The organism is Mycobacterium sp. 23 (genome assembly GCF_048287075.1).
GTDB lineage: Bacteria > Actinomycetota > Actinomycetes > Mycobacteriales > Mycobacteriaceae > Mycobacterium > Mycobacterium gordonae_B.
Genome location: NZ_JBLVUX010000005.1, coordinates 6,830,797 through 6,847,920, shown reverse-complemented (window position 1 = coordinate 6,847,920; position 17,124 = coordinate 6,830,797). Strand labels below are relative to the sequence as shown.

At 68.8% G+C, this 17,124-nt stretch carries 17 protein-coding genes; 8 read left to right on the top strand and 9 right to left on the bottom strand.

Annotated elements, in window-relative coordinates; genetic code table 11:
• Positions 1–3 precede the first annotated feature (3 nt).
• From ACNQS7_RS32340 to ACNQS7_RS32325, 4 genes are all read right to left on the bottom strand, one after another.
• Positions 4–648 (bottom strand): DUF2561 family protein, encoded by a 645-nt coding sequence (locus ACNQS7_RS32340; RefSeq protein ID WP_418015775.1) that lies wholly within the window; start codon positions 646–648, stop codon positions 4–6.
• A complete protein-coding gene (locus tag ACNQS7_RS32335) occupies positions 648–1,574 on the bottom strand; it encodes an MmpS family transport accessory protein (RefSeq protein WP_418015774.1) in 927 nt (308 codons plus the stop codon). The genes ACNQS7_RS32340 and ACNQS7_RS32335 overlap by 1 nt, the downstream gene beginning before the upstream one ends.
• A 177-nt stretch (positions 1,575–1,751) precedes the next feature.
• Positions 1,752–2,171, bottom strand: coding sequence for a cytochrome c oxidase subunit 4 (locus ACNQS7_RS32330; RefSeq protein ID WP_055578995.1), 420 nt, complete (start codon positions 2,169–2,171; stop codon positions 1,752–1,754).
• An 8-nt stretch (positions 2,172–2,179) separates the two neighbouring features.
• The gene (locus ACNQS7_RS32325; RefSeq protein WP_197419879.1) at positions 2,180–3,175 is read right to left on the bottom strand and encodes a cytochrome c oxidase subunit II; all 996 of its coding nucleotides are present in this window, start codon (positions 3,173–3,175) and stop codon (positions 2,180–2,182) included.
• Between the two features lie 292 nt (positions 3,176–3,467).
• On the opposite strand from ACNQS7_RS32325, the gene asnB reads away from it, so the two are divergent.
• Positions 3,468–5,453, top strand: coding sequence for an asparagine synthase (glutamine-hydrolyzing) (asnB, locus tag ACNQS7_RS32320; RefSeq protein WP_418016245.1), 1,986 nt, complete (start codon positions 3,468–3,470; stop codon positions 5,451–5,453).
• A gap of 64 nt (positions 5,454–5,517) precedes the next feature.
• On the opposite strand, the gene ACNQS7_RS32315 is transcribed toward asnB, so the two are convergent.
• Positions 5,518–6,492, bottom strand: a complete 975-nt coding sequence (locus ACNQS7_RS32315; protein ID WP_055578997.1) for a carbohydrate kinase family protein — start codon at positions 6,490–6,492, stop codon at positions 5,518–5,520.
• Between the two features lie 195 nt (positions 6,493–6,687).
• Here ACNQS7_RS32315 and ACNQS7_RS32310 point away from each other — a divergent pair, with 195 nt between their 5' ends.
• Positions 6,688–7,353, top strand: a complete 666-nt coding sequence (locus ACNQS7_RS32310) for a hypothetical protein (RefSeq protein WP_418015773.1) — start codon at positions 6,688–6,690, stop codon at positions 7,351–7,353.
• A 4-nt stretch (positions 7,354–7,357) separates the two neighbouring features.
• On the opposite strand, the gene ACNQS7_RS32305 is transcribed toward ACNQS7_RS32310, so the two are convergent.
• Together ACNQS7_RS32305 and ACNQS7_RS32300 are read right to left on the bottom strand one after the other, a co-directional pair.
• Entirely contained in the window at positions 7,358–7,714 is a 357-nt protein-coding gene (locus ACNQS7_RS32305) for an iron-sulfur cluster assembly accessory protein (protein ID WP_055578999.1), read from the bottom strand.
• Between the two features lie 78 nt (positions 7,715–7,792).
• Positions 7,793–8,869, bottom strand: a complete 1,077-nt coding sequence (locus ACNQS7_RS32300) for a glycerate kinase (RefSeq protein ID WP_418016244.1) — start codon at positions 8,867–8,869, stop codon at positions 7,793–7,795.
• A 230-nt stretch (positions 8,870–9,099) separates the two neighbouring features.
• On the opposite strand from ACNQS7_RS32300, the gene ACNQS7_RS32295 reads away from it, so the two are divergent.
• From ACNQS7_RS32295 to ACNQS7_RS32280, 4 genes are read left to right on the top strand one after another with little or no spacing between them, the layout of a single operon-like run.
• Positions 9,100–9,702, top strand: a complete 603-nt coding sequence (locus ACNQS7_RS32295; protein ID WP_418016243.1) for a DUF3043 domain-containing protein — start codon at positions 9,100–9,102, stop codon at positions 9,700–9,702.
• Between the two features lie 14 nt (positions 9,703–9,716).
• Complete coding sequence (locus ACNQS7_RS32290) at positions 9,717–10,250, top strand: bifunctional adenosylcobinamide kinase/adenosylcobinamide-phosphate guanylyltransferase (protein WP_418015772.1); 534 nt, start codon at positions 9,717–9,719, stop codon at positions 10,248–10,250.
• The gene (cobT, locus tag ACNQS7_RS32285; protein ID WP_418015771.1) at positions 10,247–11,323 is read left to right on the top strand and encodes a nicotinate-nucleotide--dimethylbenzimidazole phosphoribosyltransferase; all 1,077 of its coding nucleotides are present in this window, start codon (positions 10,247–10,249) and stop codon (positions 11,321–11,323) included. Before ACNQS7_RS32290 ends, cobT begins: the two co-directional genes overlap by 4 nt.
• Positions 11,320–12,060 carry an adenosylcobinamide-GDP ribazoletransferase gene (locus ACNQS7_RS32280; protein ID WP_418015770.1) on the top strand — a complete coding sequence of 247 codons (741 nt, stop codon included), beginning with the start codon at positions 11,320–11,322 and terminating at the stop codon, positions 12,058–12,060. The genes cobT and ACNQS7_RS32280 overlap by 4 nt, the downstream gene beginning before the upstream one ends.
• A gap of 33 nt (positions 12,061–12,093) precedes the next feature.
• Here the strand turns inward: ACNQS7_RS32280 and ACNQS7_RS32275 are convergent, their stop codons facing one another.
• Together ACNQS7_RS32275 and gcvT are read right to left on the bottom strand one after the other, a co-directional pair.
• Positions 12,094–13,200 (bottom strand): branched-chain amino acid aminotransferase, encoded by a 1,107-nt coding sequence (locus ACNQS7_RS32275; protein ID WP_418015769.1) that lies wholly within the window; start codon positions 13,198–13,200, stop codon positions 12,094–12,096.
• A 53-nt stretch (positions 13,201–13,253) separates the two neighbouring features.
• A complete protein-coding gene (gcvT, locus tag ACNQS7_RS32270; RefSeq protein WP_418015768.1) occupies positions 13,254–14,357 on the bottom strand; it encodes a glycine cleavage system aminomethyltransferase GcvT in 1,104 nt (367 codons plus the stop codon).
• 14 nt (positions 14,358–14,371) lie between these two features.
• Between gcvT and ACNQS7_RS32265 the strand changes: the two genes are divergently transcribed.
• Positions 14,372–15,529 carry an adenylate/guanylate cyclase domain-containing protein gene (locus tag ACNQS7_RS32265; RefSeq protein ID WP_418015767.1) on the top strand — a complete coding sequence of 386 codons (1,158 nt, stop codon included), beginning with the start codon at positions 14,372–14,374 and terminating at the stop codon, positions 15,527–15,529.
• A gap of 31 nt (positions 15,530–15,560) precedes the next feature.
• Positions 15,561–17,111, top strand: coding sequence for a leucyl aminopeptidase (locus ACNQS7_RS32260; protein ID WP_418015766.1), 1,551 nt, complete (start codon positions 15,561–15,563; stop codon positions 17,109–17,111).
• The last annotated feature ends 13 nt before the right edge of the window (positions 17,112–17,124 follow it).

The following is a 17,124-nucleotide window of genomic DNA, read 5'->3' as shown; positions in this document are numbered from 1 at the left end:
AACTCAGTGCGCTACCTGGCCGCGACGGAGCTGACGCACATAGAGGATCTCGATCGCCGGCAGACCCGCGGCGATCACCCCCGCGAACCCGTAACTGACCCACGACGCGCCCTCGTGTCCGGCGGCCATCAGATATGTCGCCACCGCGACGGCGATCAGCGACGTCCCGATAGCGCTGGTCAGTGCCAGTGCCCCGCGCAGCCAGATCCGGTCCACTACCGCACCGGACCATTCATCAAGCGCGCCATAGGCTTTGACCGACTCGCGGCGTGACTGCTCGATCGGGATGCGCGACCCGGAGCGACTGACCTGCTTGGCGGGCCTGACGGCGCCGCCCTGCAGGGCTCGCGAGCGCACCACCGGTTCGGCCTGCGTCATCCGGCGGGCCCGCAACAACACCGGGATAGCTCCGGCGATGATCAGCGCCGAGACGACGATGACGGCATAGAGCACCCAGGTGGTGTGTGGGGTGCGCGCCATCTTATGAAAGCCCCGACCCAGATCGGCCAGCGCGACCGCCGCCGCGACGCTGACGCCGACAAGCACCAGCCAGATCGCGGCGCAGGCGCCGATCATGACGCGGTCGATGATATTCGGATTGACCACGGGGTCCGGGCCACGCCGGTATGCCGAATACTTGCTGACCATCAGCAGCTCGTCTGCGGTGAGTCGTTGGTGTTGGAGGACAACACCGTTCCGTCACTGGTGATGATCGAGCAGTTGAGTCGGCTGACGCGGAAGAGACTGGACGCCTCCACCGAACCCACATCCGACTGCGAGATCGGTGTGACGGTCATCGACCACGGGATGTAGACGTTGTGCTGCGTCCGCCGGCGGCCGGAGGCGTCGACGTAGGTCACCGAGATGATGTCGCCGGGGGCTTTGGTGCCGGTCACCGAGTAGGTGACCTGCCGTGGCCCGGCCGGCGTCGTGGTTGCCGGGGGTGGTGCCGCGGCGGTGGTGCTGCTCGCAGGAGGCGGCGCGGCCGTGGTCGCGGGCGGCGGCGGTGGTGGTGGCGGCGGGGGCGTCACGGTTACTGTCTGCGTCTCCGTTGGAGGTGGTGTTTCGGGCGGCGGGGGCGGCGGGGGTGGCTCCGAGGACGGCGGTGGCGGCTCCGACGAGGGTGGCGGCTTGGTGGTGGTGATCTGGTCCTGCACCGGCGGCGCCGACGAGGTGGTGGTGGTCGCCGGGTTGGCCAGCTGACTGGTCCCCGTGCGCGTAACCAGCAGCGACACCGCCACCACCAGTGAGATCGCCGCCAGGATCGCGGCCACCCCGACGACCCACGGCCAACGCGGGGACCGCTCGTCGTCGCGGTCGGCCTCGTCGTAACTGTCGTAGTCGTACAGGGCCAGATCGCCGGGCATATACGGGCTGCTGAACAGTTCGGACTCGGGCGCCGAGTAGGCCCGGGAGTAGGCGTCCGTCTCGGCTGGCGGCTCCACGTCGCCGCCGTCGAGCGGCTCGAGGCCATCGCCGTCGCTCAACTCATCGCTGCCGGATTCCAGGTCGTCAGGCTCGCTGACAGGGTCGGGTTCGTCTGGATCCCGTCCCGGCGGATTCGGCCCGCTCATGTCTGCCTACCCTGTCCAACTGCCCAGCCAGCGCGCGGGGATCCGCGGCTGCATCCGTGCACTCCGTGAGTACTCATCGTGCCTCGGCAAACCCTACCCAACCGGCCGGTGCACAGGTCCCACGGCAAACTGACCACCGGTCAACTGGTGACCAGATTGTGACCTTTGCGGATGCAATCAGTGCTTTTCGGGTCCGACGTAGTACTCGAAGACAAGCCCGGCCGCCGAGGAAAGGATGAAGACGACGCCCGCGACGATCAGCCACGGCAGCCACAGAGCGATACCGACGGCACACACCGATCCGGACAGGGCGATCATGATCGGCCACCAGCTGTGCGGGCTGAAGAAACCCAATTCCCCTGCGCCGTCACTGATTTCAGCGCCTTCGTAGTCCTCGGGGCGGGTGTCGAGGCGGCGCGCCACGAACCGGAAGAAGGTGGCGACGATCAGCGCCAGCCCACCGGTCAGCGCCAGCGCGGTGGTCCCGGCCCACTCGACGCCGCCGTTCGCGAAGATGGCGGTCAGAATCGCGTACAGCACCGTCACCAAGACGAAGAAGGCGGCGATGAACTCGAACAACCTGGCTTCGATATGCATGAACTGTCCTAACCTCTTGGGCTCGGGGCCAATTCGCCGCGGCGGGTTTCGAACGGATGGGTGGTGGTCGCCAGCGGTGGCTGGTTGATGGCCTGCAGCGCTTCGGCATTCGTCTTGCCGGCGATGCGCTGCTGCAGGAAGGCCACGAAGTCGTTCGGCTCCACCACCCGGACCTCGAAGTTCATCATCGCGTGGTACGTGCCGCACAACTCGGCGCAGTGGCCGACGAACGCGCCGGTCTGGGTGATCTCCTCAACCTGGAAACGGTTCTCCGAGTGGTTGGCTTCGGGGTTGGGTATCACGTCGCGCTTGAACAGGAACTCCGGCACCCACCAGTCGTGGATCACGTCGGCCGAGGCCATCTGGAACTCGATGCGCTTGTGGGCAGGCAACACCAGGACCGGAATCTCGGTGCTGGTGCCCAGGATCTCGACCTTGTCGAAGTTCAGGTAGGTGCGGTCTTCGGTGTTGAGACCACGGATCGGTCCGACCAGTTCTTCCCCGTGGCGGTCCTTACCCTCCGGCTTGGAGGTCATCGCCTTCTTCTTGGCGGCGTCGGCGCCCTCGTAGTTGAACGTGTTGTCCTTGAAGGCCACCCGCTGGTAGCCGAACTTCCAGTTCCACTGGAACGAGGTGATGTCGATGACGACTTCGGGATCGCTGGCCAGGTGCGTCATCTTCTCCTGCACCACGACGGTGAAGTAGAACAGCACCGAGATGATCAGGAAGGGTGTGACGGTCAGCACCAGCTCCAGCGGCATGTTGTAGCCGAACTGACGGGGGAACTCGTCGTCGCCCTTCTTCTTCCGGTGGAAGGTGCAGGCCCAGAAGATCAGAGCCCAGACGATGACGCCGACGACCAGCGAGGCGATGACGGCGCCGATCCACAGCTCGCGGTTGAGGTGGCCTTCGTGGGTGATGCCCTTCGGCCAGCCGAGCGCGAGCGCGTCCTCCCACGAGCAGCCGCTCAGGGTGACCGCCAGCACGCCCAGCGTCACTGCCATAGCGATCGGGCGGAGACGACGGGACAGGCCCCGCGCCTCTCCGGAACGGTGCCGAGACCTGCTCTGCGACAAGCTCTGCGAACTATCGTGCCCGCGACGTGCCACGTTGACGCCTCCTGTATCGCAAGCTGGGCCGGCCGGCTTTCGGCCGAGTCGGCTAACTCGGATGTCGAATACTACGCAGCGTAGACCACACCGCTTCCCGGGCGACTGCCTGGTCACCGCGACCCGCCGGGCGCGGCGCGCACGGCGACCCGACATGGTCTTCCGGACTGCGGCATACTGGGGCGCCGTGTGTGGATTGTTGGCCTTCGTCGCCGCTCCGCCGGGCCCGGACGGGCCTGCCGGAGCCGATGCCGCGGCAGCGCATGCCGCCGAGGCCGACGGCGCGATCGCGCGGGCATCGCACCTGATGCGCCATCGCGGACCCGACGAACCGGGCACCTGGGCCGACCCTGACGCGGACGGTTCGGTGGTCTTCGGTTTCAACCGCCTCTCCATCATCGACCTCGCGCATTCCCATCAGCCGCTGAGCTGGGGACCGCCTGAGGCGCCGGGCCGCTACGTGCTGGTGTTCAACGGCGAGATCTACAACTACCTGGAGCTGCGCGAGGAACTGCGCACCCGGCACGGGGTCGTATTCGCCACCGACGGCGACGGCGAAGCCATCGTCGCGGGCTTCCATCATTGGGGCACTGACCTGCTCAAGCGGTTGCGCGGCATGTTCGCGTTCGCGCTGTGGGACACCGTCACCCGGGAACTCTTCTGCGCCCGCGACCCGTTCGGCATCAAGCCGCTGTTCATGGCGACCGGCGCCGGCGGCACCGCGGTGGCCAGCGAGAAGAAATGCCTGCTCGACCTGGCTGACTTGATCGGCTTCGACGCCGGGGGCTCCGGGATCGATGAACGCGCGGTGCAGCACTACACCGTCCTGCAGTACGTGCCCGAACCCGAGACGTTGCACCGCGGCGTGCGCCGGCTCGAGTCGGGCTGCTACGCCCGGATCCGGCCGGGGTCTGCGCCGGCGGTCACGCGATATTTCGTTCCGCGGTTTGCCGCGGTGCCGATTACGTCGGGCACCGAACAGGCCCGCTACGACGAGATCACCGCGGTGCTCGAGGACTCGGTGGCCAAGCACATGCGCGCCGACGTCACGGTCGGGTCGTTTCTGTCCGGCGGCATCGACTCAACGGCCATCGCGGCCCTGGCGATCCGGCACAACCCGCGCCTGATCACGTTCACCACCGGCTTCGAACGCGAGGGCTTCTCCGAACTCGACGTCGCGGTGGCATCGGCGGAGGCGATCGGGGCCCGGCATATCGCGAAGGTGGTGAGCGCCGAGGAGTTCGTGGGCGCGCTGCCCGAGATCGTCTGGTACCTCGACGAGCCGGTCGCCGACCCGGCGCTGGTGCCGCTGTTCTTCGTCGCCCGCGAGGCGCGCAAGCACGTCAAGGTGGTGCTGTCCGGCGAAGGCGCCGACGAGTTGTTCGGCGGCTACACGATCTACCGCGAGCCGCTGTCGCTCAAGCCGTTCGACTACCTGCCGCGGTCGCTGCGACGGTCGATGGGCAAGGTGTCCAAGCCGCTACCGGAGGGGATGCGCGGCAAGAGCCTGCTGCACCGGGGCTCGCTGACGCTGGAAGAGCGCTACTACGGCAACGCCCGCAGCTTCTCCGACGCGCAGCTGCGCGACGTGCTGCCCCGATTCCGGGAGGACTGGACCCATACCGACGTCACGGCGCCGGTGTACGCCGAGTCGGCGGGCTGGGACCCGGTGGCGCGGATGCAGCACATCGACCTCTTCACCTGGCTGCGCGGCGACATCCTGGTCAAGGCCGACAAGATGACGATGGCCAACTCACTGGAGCTGCGGGTGCCGTTCCTGGACCCCGAAGTGTTCGCTGTGGCCTCGCGGCTGCCCTACCAGTCCAAGATCACCCGCACCACGACCAAGTACGCGCTGCGGCGCGCGCTGGAGCCGATCGTGCCGGCGCACGTGCTCAACCGCCCCAAACTCGGGTTCCCGGTGCCGATCCGGCACTGGCTGCGCGCCGGCGAACTGCTGGAGTGGGGCTACGAGATGGTCGACAAATCGCAGGCCGGCCACCTCGTCGACCTGGCCGCAGTGCGGCGGATGCTCGACGAGCACCGGGTGGGCACCAGCGATCACAGCCGCCGGCTATGGACGATGCTGATTTTCATGCTGTGGCACGCGATCTTCGTCGAGCACAGCGTGGTGCCGCAGATCAGCGAGCCGGTCTACCCGGTCGAGCTCTGACGAGCAGACGCAAAATCGCCCCGGAGCATATGCTCCAAGGCGATTTTGCGTCTGCTCGCGGAACTCAGGCGAGCACTGCGGCGATCTCGGAAGCCGCCTCGTCGCCGTAGGCGCCGGCCAACCGCGCAACCGCGCTCGCCCGGTCCCACTCCCAGTTCTGGGTCCCGACCGACTCCAGCACCAGCACGGCGACCAGCGAACCCAGCTGCGCCGACCGCTCCAGGCTCAGGCCGGCGCTGCGTCCGGTCAGGAAGCCGGCACGGAACGCGTCGCCGACGCCGGTGGGGTCGGTCTGGCTGGTCTCCGGCACCACGCCGACGTGCACCTTGGCGCCGTCGCGCTCAAAGATGTCGACTCCGTCGGCGCCGAGCGTGGTGACCCGCAGGTCCACCTGGGCCATCACGTCGGCCTCGGTCCAGCCGGTCTTGGACAGCAGCAGGTCCCACTCGTAGTCGTTGGTGAACAGGATGGCGGCGCCGTCGATGAGCTGCTTGATCTCCTCACCCGACAGTCGGGCCAGCTGCTGGGACGGGTCGGCGGCGAAGGCCAGGCCGAGTTTGCGGCACTCCTCGGTGTGCAGGAACATCGCCTCGGGGTCGTTGGCGCCGACGATCACCAGCTCCGGGGTACCGACAGCCGTCACCACGTCCGCCAGCTTGATGTCGCGGGCCTCGGACATGGCGCCGGGGTAGAACGACGCGATCTGGGCCATGTCGACGTCAGTGGTGCAGGTGAAGCGCGCCGTGTGCGCGGTGTCGGAGAGCAGGACGTGGTCGCAGTTGACGCCGTGGGACTTCAGCCAGTCCCGGTAGTCGGCGAAGTCGGCACCCGCGGCACCGATCAGCGCAACGTCACCGCCCAGCACTCCGATGGCGAAGGCCATGTTGCCGGCCACTCCCCCGCGATGGACCACCAGGTCGTCGACCAGGAAGCTCAACGACACCTTGTGCAGGTGCTCGGGCAGCAGTTGCTCGGAAAACTTGCCGGGAAAGCGCATCAGATGGTCTGTGGCAATAGAACCGGTCACCGCGATGGTCACGAAAAATCCACCCTTCGTTTGTCAGTCGTCTAGCCTCTCACGAACGTCAGCCGGCGCCGAACGGTGCCGACGTTCGAGGCGGCCCGCTCCCCTTGCGCTAGCCTGCCTAGAGACTTACCCGGTTGCCGCGGCTGGACATTCGTACTCGTACGGCAACCCGCTCGTCGCCTCGTCCCCCAGCGTAGGAGAACAACGATGGCCGGTCCGCACCCACCGAACCCTGCCGTGGGTGCCGATGGGCCTCAACCATCGCAGCCGTATCCCGAAGCCGGGCCCAACGCAACCGTGGACTTCCCGCACACCGAACCGGCCTTCGGACCCGGCAACGCCGCTGGACCGCCGGCCGGCTACCCCGGTCCCCCGCCCCGCCCGAAGCGAGGGCACAAGCGCCTGCTGATCGGCGTGCTGCTGGCGGTAGCCCTGGTGGCCGCGCTGACCACCGCCATCGTGTACGGGGTGCGCACCAACGGCGCCAACACCGGCAGCGCGGTCTCGGAGACCTCGGCCAAGACGGCGGTCCAGAGCTACCTCAACGCGCTGGCGCACAAAGACCTCGACAACATCATGCGGAACACGCTGTGCGGCCTCTATGACGCCGTCAAGGACAAGCGCTCCGACCAGGCACTGGCCAAACTCAGCAGCGACGCGTTCCGCAAACAGTTCTCCGAGGTCGAGGTGACGGCGATCGACAAGATCGTCTACCTCTCGCAGTACCAGGCTCAGGTGCTGTTCAGCATGCAGGTGACGCCGGCCGCCGGCGGCCCGTCACGCGGGCAGGTCCAAGGCATTGCCCAGCTGTTGTTCCAGCGTGGACAGATCTTGGTGTGTTCCTACGTGCTGCGCACCGCGGGTCAGTACTGACCGATCAGTTGAACGAGTCCCCGCACGCGCACGAACCGGTGGCGTTGGGGTTGTCGATGGTGAAGCCCTGCTTCTCGATCGTGTCGACGAAGTCGATCGACGCACCTTCGACATAGGGGGCGCTCATCCGATCCACCGTCAGCGTCACACCGCCGAATTCCACGGTCAGGTCGCCGTCCAGGGTGCGGTCGTCGAAGAACAGGTTGTAACGCAGGCCGGCACATCCGCCCGGTTGCACGGCGATCCGCAGTGCCAGGTCGTCGCGTCCCTCCTGGTCCAGCAGGGACTTCGCCTTCGCAGCGGCGGCCTCGGTCAGGATTACGCCGTGCGTCGAGGTGGTCGGCTCGTTCTGCACCGTCATTGCTTCTCCTACATGCTCATTGTCCGGGTGGGCCTGTCCAGCTGTGATCCTGGGGCCTGCTCAGGGGAACCCACTACGTCAACGGTACCCCGGCGGGCCGCTATTCCCGAGTCGCGCCGCAGTCTCCGAGGCCAGTCCCATCAGCTGATTGGCGGCGTCAGCCAGTGCCAGCCGCACCGAACCTGCATATTCGCTCATGGCCAGGGCGGACATGATGCCGGACACCCGGGTGGTGGACTTATCCACCGACACCTGCCCGGCCAGCACGATCACCGGGATACCGAGGTGGCGGGCGGCGGCCGCGATCTCGCCGACCACCTTTCCGTGTAGCGACTGTTCGTCGAAGTGGCCTTCACCGGTGACGATCATGTCCGCGTCCTCCAGGTCATCGCCGAAGTTGGTCAGTTCGGCGAAGATGGCCGCGCCGGATTCACACCGCCCGCCCAGCGCCAGCAGGCCGGCCCCGATCCCACCGGCGGCGCCCGCGCCGGGTTCGGCACTCACGTCCCGTCCGGCGACAGTGTCCAGCACCTGCGCCCAAGCCTCGAGTCGTTCTTCCAGCTTGGCGATCGTCGCGGTGTCGGCCCCTTTCTGCCGCGCGAACACCCGGGCCGCCCCCCATGGCCCCAGCAGCGGATATTCCACATCTGAGGCGGCGATGAGGTCGATCCCCGACATCCACTGCCGGGCCGTGTCCAGGCCGCCCAGCTCGTGGATCATCCCCTGCCCCCCGTCGGTGCAGGCGCTGCCGCCCAACCCGACCACGATGCGCACCGCGCCGGCCTTCAGAGCGGCGGCGATGAGTTGACCGACGCCCCTGCTGTGCGCGGCCATCGCGGTCTCGGGCGTCGGCGGGCCCTCCAGCAGTGCCAGACCGCAGGCCTGTGCGCATTCCAGGTACGCGGTCCGGGACCGCTCGTCGTACACCCACCGGGCGTCGACCTCGGCGTCCAGCGGGCCGGACACGCGCAGCCGCCGCAGTCCCCCGATCCGGCTGGCCAGCACCTCGACGAACCCGGGTCCGCCGTCGGATTGCGGCGCGACGATGAAGGAGTCACCGGGCCGGGACCGGGTCCAGCCGGTCGCGATCGCGGCGGCCGCCTCCACCGCGGACAGGCTGTCGCCGTAGCAGTCCGGAGCCACCAGCACCCGCATCGCAGGCAGCTGCAGCCTGCCGGGCCCGAAGCCACCGGCAGCACCACCCCCCGCCTGCGCCCCGTTCATCACTGGCCAGCGTAGGTGTACACGCAGTTCGCCGTACGCAATACAGCCGCAATTAAGCAGGCTCACATAAGCGAAGTAACCTGACGACTGTGAAGCTGCTGGGCCGCAACAAGGGTCATGACGAGGGTGACGACGCTCCGGCCACGCCGGAGCAGAGTTCCGTGGCGGCCGAGACGGCGGCCCGTGGGGCGCGGACCGGCCCCAAGGGCCGTCCCACGCCCAAGCGCAACGAGGCTCGCGGCAGGAAGGGGCCGGTCGCGCCGGCGCCGATGACGGCATCGGAGGCCCGGGCCCGACGCAAGTCGATGGCCAAAGCGAAGCTCAGCCGCGAAGAACGCCGCGCCGATCGCACGGCCAGCCGCGCCCGGATGTCGGAGCGCCGGGAACGGATGATGGCCGGCGAAGAGGGATACCTGCTGCCGCGCGATCAGGGGCCGGTCCGCCGTTACGTCCGCGACGTGGTGGACGCCCGACGCAATGTGCTCGGCCTGTTCATGCCCTCGGCCCTGGCGTTGCTCGCCTTCATGTTCGCGTTGCCGCAGTTGCAGTTCTATATGTCCCCGATCATGCTGGCGCTGATGGCGCTGATGACCATCGACGGGATCATCCTGGGCCGCAAGGTGGGCCGGCTGGTGGACGCGAAGTTCCCAAAGAACACCGAAAGTCATTGGAAGCTGGGCATTTACGCCGCTGGGCGCGCCTCCCAGATGCGCCGGATGCGCGCTCCGCGGCCTCAGGTCGAACGTGGCGCCCATGTCGAATGACCCGTTGATCTGACGTGCGCACGCTGGTGCTCGGCGGTATCAGGTCGGGCAAGTCCCGGTGGGCGGAGGACGCAATCGCAAACGCGTTGGCACCAGATCAGCCGGTCCGTTACCTCGCCGCCGGCCCGCTGGACCGGGCGGACCCGGACTGGATGGCGCGGATCGCCAAGCACCGCGACCGTCGTCCCGGGCACTGGACGACGGAGGAAACCGGTGATGTGGCCCGCGTTCTGCAGCAGCCGCCCGCCGTCCCGACCCTGGTCGACGACCTGGGCACCTGGCTGACCGGGGCGCTGGATCGAAACCACTGCTGGGACGGCGGCTCGGTGGACGAACCGGTGTCGCAGCTGCTGGGCGCGGTGCGCGCGTTCGAGTCGACGCTGATGCTGGTCAGTCCGGAGGTGGGGCTGACCGTCGTGCCCGCGACCGCAGCCGGACGCCGGTTCGCCGACGAGCTCGGCAGTCTCAACCAGCGGGTGGCGGCACTGTGTGAGCAGGTGGTACTGGTGGTCGCCGGGCAACCCCTGACGATCAAGGCACCGGCGTGACCGGGTTTGCGCCGGTGCCGGCGCCCGACGCGGACGCCGAGGCGGCGGCCCGTGCCCGGCAGGACACCCTGACCAAGCCACGCGGCGCGCTGGGCCGGCTGGAGGATCTGTCGGTGTGGGTCGCGGCCTGCCAGGGGCAGTGCCCGCCCCGCCAGTTCGGCCGGGCACGGGTGGTGGTCTTCGCCGGTGACCACGGTGTGGCCAGGTCAGGGGTCTCGGCGTACCCACCCGAGGTGACCGCGCAGATGGTCGTCAACATCACCGCCGGCGGAGCTGCGATCAATGCGCTGGCTGACGTCGCCGGTGTGACGGTGCGGGTGGTCGATCTGGCGGTGGACTGCGACGAGCATCTGATCGCGGTGTCCGACAAATTCAGCGACAAGGTCCGTCGCGGCAGCGGCGACATCGCGGTCGAGGACGCGCTGTCCGAGGAGGAGACGGCGAGGGCTATCGCGGCCGGTCAGCAGATCGCCGACGAGGAGGTCGACGCCGGCGCCGACCTGCTCATCGCCGGCGACATGGGCATCGGCAACACCACCCCGGCCGCGGTCCTGGTGGCCGCGCTGACGAACAATGAACCGGTCGCGGTGATCGGCTTCGGAACCGGTATCGACGATTCCGCGTGGTCGCGCAAAACCGCTGTGGTCCGCGATGCGCTGTACCGGGCGCAGCCGATCGCCGGTGACCCGGTGGCGCTGCTGCGCTGCTGCGGCGGCGCGGACTTCGCGGCGATGGCCGGCTTCTGCGCGCAGGCCGCCGTCCGGCGTACGCCCGTGCTGCTGGACGGCATGGCGGTAACGGCCGCCGCGCTGGTCGCCGAACGGCTGGCGCCGGGCGCGCGGCAGTGGTGGCAGGCCGGCCACCGGTCGACCGAGCCCGGCCACACGCTGGCGCTGGCGGCGCTGGAATTAGAGCCGATAGTGGACCTGCGCATGCGGTTGGGCGAGGGCACCGGCGCCGTGGTGGCATTGCCGGTGCTGCGGGCCGCGGTGGCCACCTTGTCCTCGATGTCGACGTTCACCGAGGCCGGAGTGTCGGGCGCGATCACCCCGCCGGACCCCGCTACCCCGTGATCCGGTCACTGGCAACAGCTTTCGCCTTCGGCACGGTGCTGCCGGTCCCCCACTCGCGAACCGGCCCGATGGGTCGCGGCGCCCTGACCGCGCTACCGGTGGTCGGCGCCGCGCTCGGCGTGCTGGCGGCCGCCGTGACGTGGGGCGCCGCGGCGGCGTTCGGCCACCTCAGCGTGCTGCCGGGCCTGCTCGCCGTGGCCGCCCTGCTGCTGGCCACCCGCGGCCTGCACATCGACGGTGTGGCAGACACGGCCGACGGGCTGGGTTGCTACGGACCGCCGCAGCGGGCGCTGGCGGTGATGCGCGACGGTTCGTCCGGCCCGTTCGGGGTCGCGGCCGTCGTCCTGGTGATCGCCCTGCAGGGCACTGCGTTCACGGCGGTGAGCCCGCCGGCGATTGTGCTGGCGGTTTTCGCCGGCCGGGTCAGCGCGGTACTGGCCGCCCGGCGCTCGGTCCCGGCGGCCGACGGCAGCACGCTCGGCGTCCAGGTCGCGGGTTCCCAGCCGGCGTTTGCGGTGGTGGCATGGCTGGCCGTGCTGCTCGCCGTCTCAGTGCCGGCCGGCCCGCGGCCCTGGCAGGGACCGGTCGCCGTGGCGGTGGCGGTCTGCAGCGGGGCGGTGCTGGTGCGGCATTGTGTGCGCCGGTTCGGCGGCATCACCGGCGACGTGCTGGGTGCCGCCATCGAGCTGACGACGACGGTGTGCGCGGTGACGCTGGCCGGGTTGGTGCGCCTCTGACGTCGGGCGCTACTAGCAACTAGCGACTAGCGACTAGCCGAGCCGCGACATCCAGCCGTGCGTGTCGGCGAATGTGCCCCGCTGAATCCCGGTCAACGTGTCGCGCAGCGCCATGGTCACCTCGCCGGATTCGCCGTCGGCGATGGTGAACTCGCCGTCGCCGTACTTCACCCGTGAGACGGGGGTGATGACGGCGGCGGTGCCACAGGCGAACACCTCGGTGATCTCACCGGAGGCGGCCTTCTTCTCCCACTCCTCGATATCGATCTTGCGTTCCTCGACCGCAAAACCGGCGTCGATCGCCAACTGCAACAACGAGTCCCGGGTGATCCCGGGAAGCAGCGAACCGGACAGCTCGGGGGTGACCAGGCGAGCCGAGCCGCCGCTGCCCAGCACGAAGAACAGGTTCATCCCGCCCATCTCTTCGACGAAGCGGCGTTCCACGCCGTCCAGCCACACCACCTGGTCGCAACCGTGCTCGGTGGCCTCAGCCTGGGCGAGCAGCGAGGCGGCGTAGTTTCCACCGAATTTGGCGGCTCCGGTGCCGCCCGGGCTGGCCCGCACGTACTCGGTGGACACCCAGACCGTGACGGGACTGATGCCGCCCTTGAAATACGCTCCGGCCGGCGATGCGATCAACAGGTAGCGGTACTCCTTGGCGGGCCGCACGCCCAGGCCGGGCTCGGTGGCAATCATGAAGGGCCGCAAGTAAAGTGCCTCTTCGCCGCCGGCCCTGGGCACCCACTGGTTGTCGACGGCGATGAGCTGGCGCAACGACTCGAGAAACAGGTCGTCCGGGAGCTCTGGCATCGCCAGCCGCCGCGCCGACGACCGCATCCGGGCCGCGTTGGCGTCGGCCCGGAACGCGACCACGGAACCGTCGGCCCATCGGTATGCCTTGAGCCCCTCGAACACTTCCTGCGCGTAGTGCAACACGATGGCCGACGGGTCCAGCTCGATCGGGCCGTATCCGAGGACGCGCGCGTTGTGCCAGCCCTCACCCTCGACGTAATCGATCGAGACCATGTGGTCGGTGTGGTACTTGCCGAAACCGGGGTCCGCCAGGATCGCTACCCGCTCGGCCTCGGTGGCGGGGTGCGCCGCGCGCGAAACCGTGAACTCGAGAGGGCCGCTGGTCATGGGGCTGATTCTATAACCTTGCGCGAACGGGTTTTTGCCACGCGCATGGGCGGCTAACGCGTTTTCAGTTCGACAAACGGCGGACGTACCACTTCGCACTGCACCGCGCGGCCCCGGACATCGACCGTGATTTGCTGGCCGTCCTGCACCCCGGCGTCGGAGTCGATCAGTGCCAGCGCAATGCCCAGTTGCAGGGTCGGCGAAAAGGTGCCCGACGTGGTGGTACCCACCGGCTTATCGCCGTCGAGCACCGTGAGCCCCGCCCGCAGGACCCCGCGGCCGGTGGTCCGCAGTCCGCGCAGCAGCCGTCGCGGGCCGGCTTCCTTCTCGGCCAGCAGCGCATCGCGGCCGAAGAACGCGTCCTTCTTCCAGCCGATGGCCCAACCGCAGCGGGCCTGCAGCGGTGAGATGTCCAGCGACAGCTCGTGGCCGTGCAGCGGGTAACCCATTTCGGTGCGCAGGGTGTCGCGCGCGCCCAGACCCGCGGGCTGCCCGCCGGCTTCGGAGACCGCCGCCACCAGCGCGTCGAACACGACGCCCGCCGAATCCCAGGACGGCAGCAGTTCGTAGCCGTGCTCTCCGGTGTAACCCGTGCGGCAGACCCGCACCGGCACACCGGAATACGTTGCGTCCGCGTAGCCCATGTAGTCCATCTCGGTCGGCAACCCGAGTGCCGCGAGCACCTCGGTGGAGCGGGGTCCCTGGACGGCCAGCACGGCATAGTCGCGGTGCAGGTCGGTGATCGTCAGGCCGGCCGGGGCGGCTGCCTGCAGAGCCGCCACCACCGCGGCGGTGTTGGCTGCGTTGGGCACCAGGAAGATCTCGTCGTCGCCGACGTAATAGGCGATGAGATCGTCGATGACGCCGCCGGATTCGGTGCAGCACAACGTGTACTGCGCCTTGCCCGGGCCGATGCGGCGCAGGTCGTTGGTCAGCGCGGAGTTCACGAATTCCGACGCGCCCGGACCGCGCACCAGGGCCTTGCCCAGGTGGCTCACGTCGAACAGTCCGACCGCGGTGCGGGTGGCGTTGTGTTCTCCGACGGTTCCGGCGTACGACACCGGCATCAGCCAGCCGCCGAACTCGGCGAAACTCGCACCCAGTTCGCGGTGGCGGTCTTCCAGTGGGCCCTTGAGCAACTCCGGAGCATCGGTCACGGCGTCCCACCCTAATGCTCGTTGCGGCTGGCACACTTGGGCAGGTGTTCGATTGGGATGCGATGGAGGCCGCCGGAATCGCCAACCCGCGCGAGCGCGCCGACCTGATCAAGTACCTGGACGACCTCGGCTTCACCCTCGACCAGATGGCGGAGGCCGAACGGCGAGGCCGGCTGTTCGGACTGGCCGGGGACGTTCTGCAATGGTCGGGCGCCCCGATCTACACAGTGGCGGCCGCGGCCGAGCAACTCGGGCTGACCGCCGAGCAGGTCGCCCATGCCTGGGGGCTGCTAGGGCTGACCTTCGCCGGTCCCGACGTTCCGGCTTTCAGCCAGGCCGATGTCGACGCCCTGGCGACCTGGGTGGCGCTGAAGGCGGTGGTCGGCGAGGAGGGCGCGTTGGGTTTGTTGCGAGTCCTTGGCGCCGCGATGGCCCGGCTGGCCGAGGCCGAGTCGACGCTGATCCGGGCCGGCACGCCCGATATCCAGATGACCCACACCCACGACGAGTTCGCCACGGCGCAGGCCTATCGCTCGGTCGCCGAGTTCGTCCCGCGGATCGGGGCGCTGATCGACATCGTGCACCGTCACCACCTGACCAGCGCGCGCACCCACTTCGAGGGCGTCATCCGCGACACATCGTCGAGTGTGGTGTGCGGCATCGGTTTTGCCGACCTGTCGGGTTTCACCGCGCTCACCCAGGCGCTGAACCCCGCCCAGTTGTCGGAGTTGCTCAACGAGTTCGCCGGAGCCGTTTCGGACGTGGTCCATGCCGACGGCGGCCGGGTGGTGAAGTTCATCGGCGACGAGGTGATGTGGGTCAGCGCGGCCCCCGTGCAATTGGCCCAGGCAGCCGTCGACCTCGTCGAGCATCCGCAAGCGCGGGAGGAGGGACTGCAGGTCCGTGCCGGCCTTGCTTACGGCACCGTCCTGGCGATCAATGGCGACTACTTCGGCAACGCGGTCAACCTGGCCGCGCGCCTGGTCTCGGCCGCGGCGCCGGGTCAGATCCTGATGGATGAGACGCTGCGCGAGCAGCTGCCGACCTGGCCCGCAAAACCGCACGGCCCGTTGGTGTTGAAGGGTTTTGACGAGCCGGTGCCGGCGTTCGAGTTGCGCGCCGGCGGCGCCGCTCAGGACGCCGGCCTGTCCGGGCTGCGCTGCGGTAGTTAGCCAGATCGTCGTCCGACTAGGGTTGGTCGTCGTGACCACCACTTCCTCGGGCTACCAGGCTCCCACCGTCAATGTCGCGACCTCCCTGCCCAAACGCGGTGTGGGTTCCTCGGTCCTGCTGGTACCGGTCGTGTCGTCCGGTGACAAGGACGCACCGGGCGCCACCGTCGCCGCCGGTACCGTGCCGCTGCCCGCCGAGGCCGTGGCCGAAATCGAGGCCGGCCTGCAGGCGTTGGGCGCCACCGGTGGGACCGAGCAGGTGCACCGATTGGTGGTGTCGTCGCTGCCGGTGGCCAGCGTGCTGACCGTCGGCCTGGGCAAGCAGCGCGACGAATGGCCGAGTGACTCGATCCGCAAGGCGGCCGGGGTCGCGGCGCGGTCGCTCGGCACCGCCGAAGCCGTGATCACCACGCTGGGGAACCTGCCTGGCGAGGGCACCTGTGAGGCCGCGGTCGAAGGCCTCATCCTGGGCAGCTACCGGTTCAGCGCCTTCCGCAGCGCAAAGACCGCCCCCAAGGACGCCGGGCTCCGCAAGCTCACCGTGCTGTCGGCCGCCCGGGATGCCAAGAAGCAGAGCGCGCACGGGGCGGCGGTAGCGACTGCGGTGGCCACCGCGCGCGACTTCGTCAACACCCCGCCGAGTCATCTTTTTCCGGCCGAATTCGCCACGCGCGCAAAGGCTTTGGGAGAATCGGCGGGCCTTGAAGTCGAAGTGCTCGACGACAAGGCGCTGAAGAAGGCGGGCTTCGGCGGGGTGATCGGGGTGGGCCAGGGGTCCTCGCGGCCGCCGCGGCTGGTGCGCTTGATCCACCGGGGGTCACGGCTGGCCAAGAACCCGAAGCGGGCGAAGAAGGTCGCCCTGGTCGGCAAGGGCGTCACCTTCGACACGGGCGGAATCTCGATCAAGCCGGCCGCGTCGATGCACCACATGACCTCGGACATGGGCGGGGCGGCCGCCGTGATCGCGACGGTGACGCTGGCCGCCCAGCTGCAGTTGCCGATCGATGTGATCGCCACGGTGCCGATGGCCGAGAACATGCCGTCCGGGACGGCGCAGCGGCCCGGCGACGTGCTGACCCAGTACGGCGGCATCACCGTCGAGGTGCAGAACACCGACGCCGAGGGCCGGCTCATCCTGGCCGACGCCATTGTGCGGGCGTGTGAGGACAATCCGGATTACCTGATCGAGACGTCCACCCTCACCGGCGCGCAGACGGTGGCGCTGGGTGCGCGCATCCCGGGGGTGATGGGTAGCGAGGAGTTCCGCGATCGCGTCGCCGCGATCTCGCAGCGGGTGGGCGAGAACGGCTGGCCGATGCCGCTACCCGACGAGCTCAAGGACGACCTCAAGTCAACGGTGGCCGACCTGTCCAATATCAGCGGTCAGCGGTTCGCCGGAATGTTGGTGGCCGGGGTGTTCCTGCGCGAGTTCGTCGCCGAGTCGGTGCAGTGGGCGCACATCGACGTCGCCGGCCCGGCATACAACACCGGTAGCCCCTGGGGATGCACGCCCAAAGGCGCCACCGGCGTACCCACCCGCACCATGTTCGCGGTGCTCGAAGACATCGTCAGCAACGGGTAGCCGCCGACGCCGC

Coding starts and splice junctions, on each gene's coding strand:
- ACNQS7_RS32340 (WP_418015775.1), bottom strand. CDS start 648: ATGGTCAGCAAGTATTCGGCATACCGGCGTGGCCCGGACCCCGTGGTC.
- ACNQS7_RS32335 (WP_418015774.1), bottom strand. CDS start 1,574: ATGAGCGGGCCGAATCCGCCGGGACGGGATCCAGACGAACCCGACCCT.
- ACNQS7_RS32330 (WP_055578995.1), bottom strand. CDS start 2,171: ATGCATATCGAAGCCAGGTTGTTCGAGTTCATCGCCGCCTTCTTCGTC.
- ACNQS7_RS32325 (WP_197419879.1), bottom strand. CDS start 3,175: ATGGCAGTGACGCTGGGCGTGCTGGCGGTCACCCTGAGCGGCTGCTCG.
- ACNQS7_RS32310 (WP_418015773.1), top strand. CDS start 6,688: ATGGCCGGTCCGCACCCACCGAACCCTGCCGTGGGTGCCGATGGGCCT.
- ACNQS7_RS32305 (WP_055578999.1), bottom strand. CDS start 7,714: ATGACGGTGCAGAACGAGCCGACCACCTCGACGCACGGCGTAATCCTG.
- ACNQS7_RS32300 (WP_418016244.1), bottom strand. CDS start 8,869: ATGCGGGTGCTGGTGGCTCCGGACTGCTACGGCGACAGCCTGTCCGCG.
- ACNQS7_RS32275 (WP_418015769.1), bottom strand. CDS start 13,200: ATGACCAGCGGCCCTCTCGAGTTCACGGTTTCGCGCGCGGCGCACCCC.
- ACNQS7_RS32265 (WP_418015767.1), top strand. CDS start 14,372: ATGCTCGTTGCGGCTGGCACACTTGGGCAGGTGTTCGATTGGGATGCG.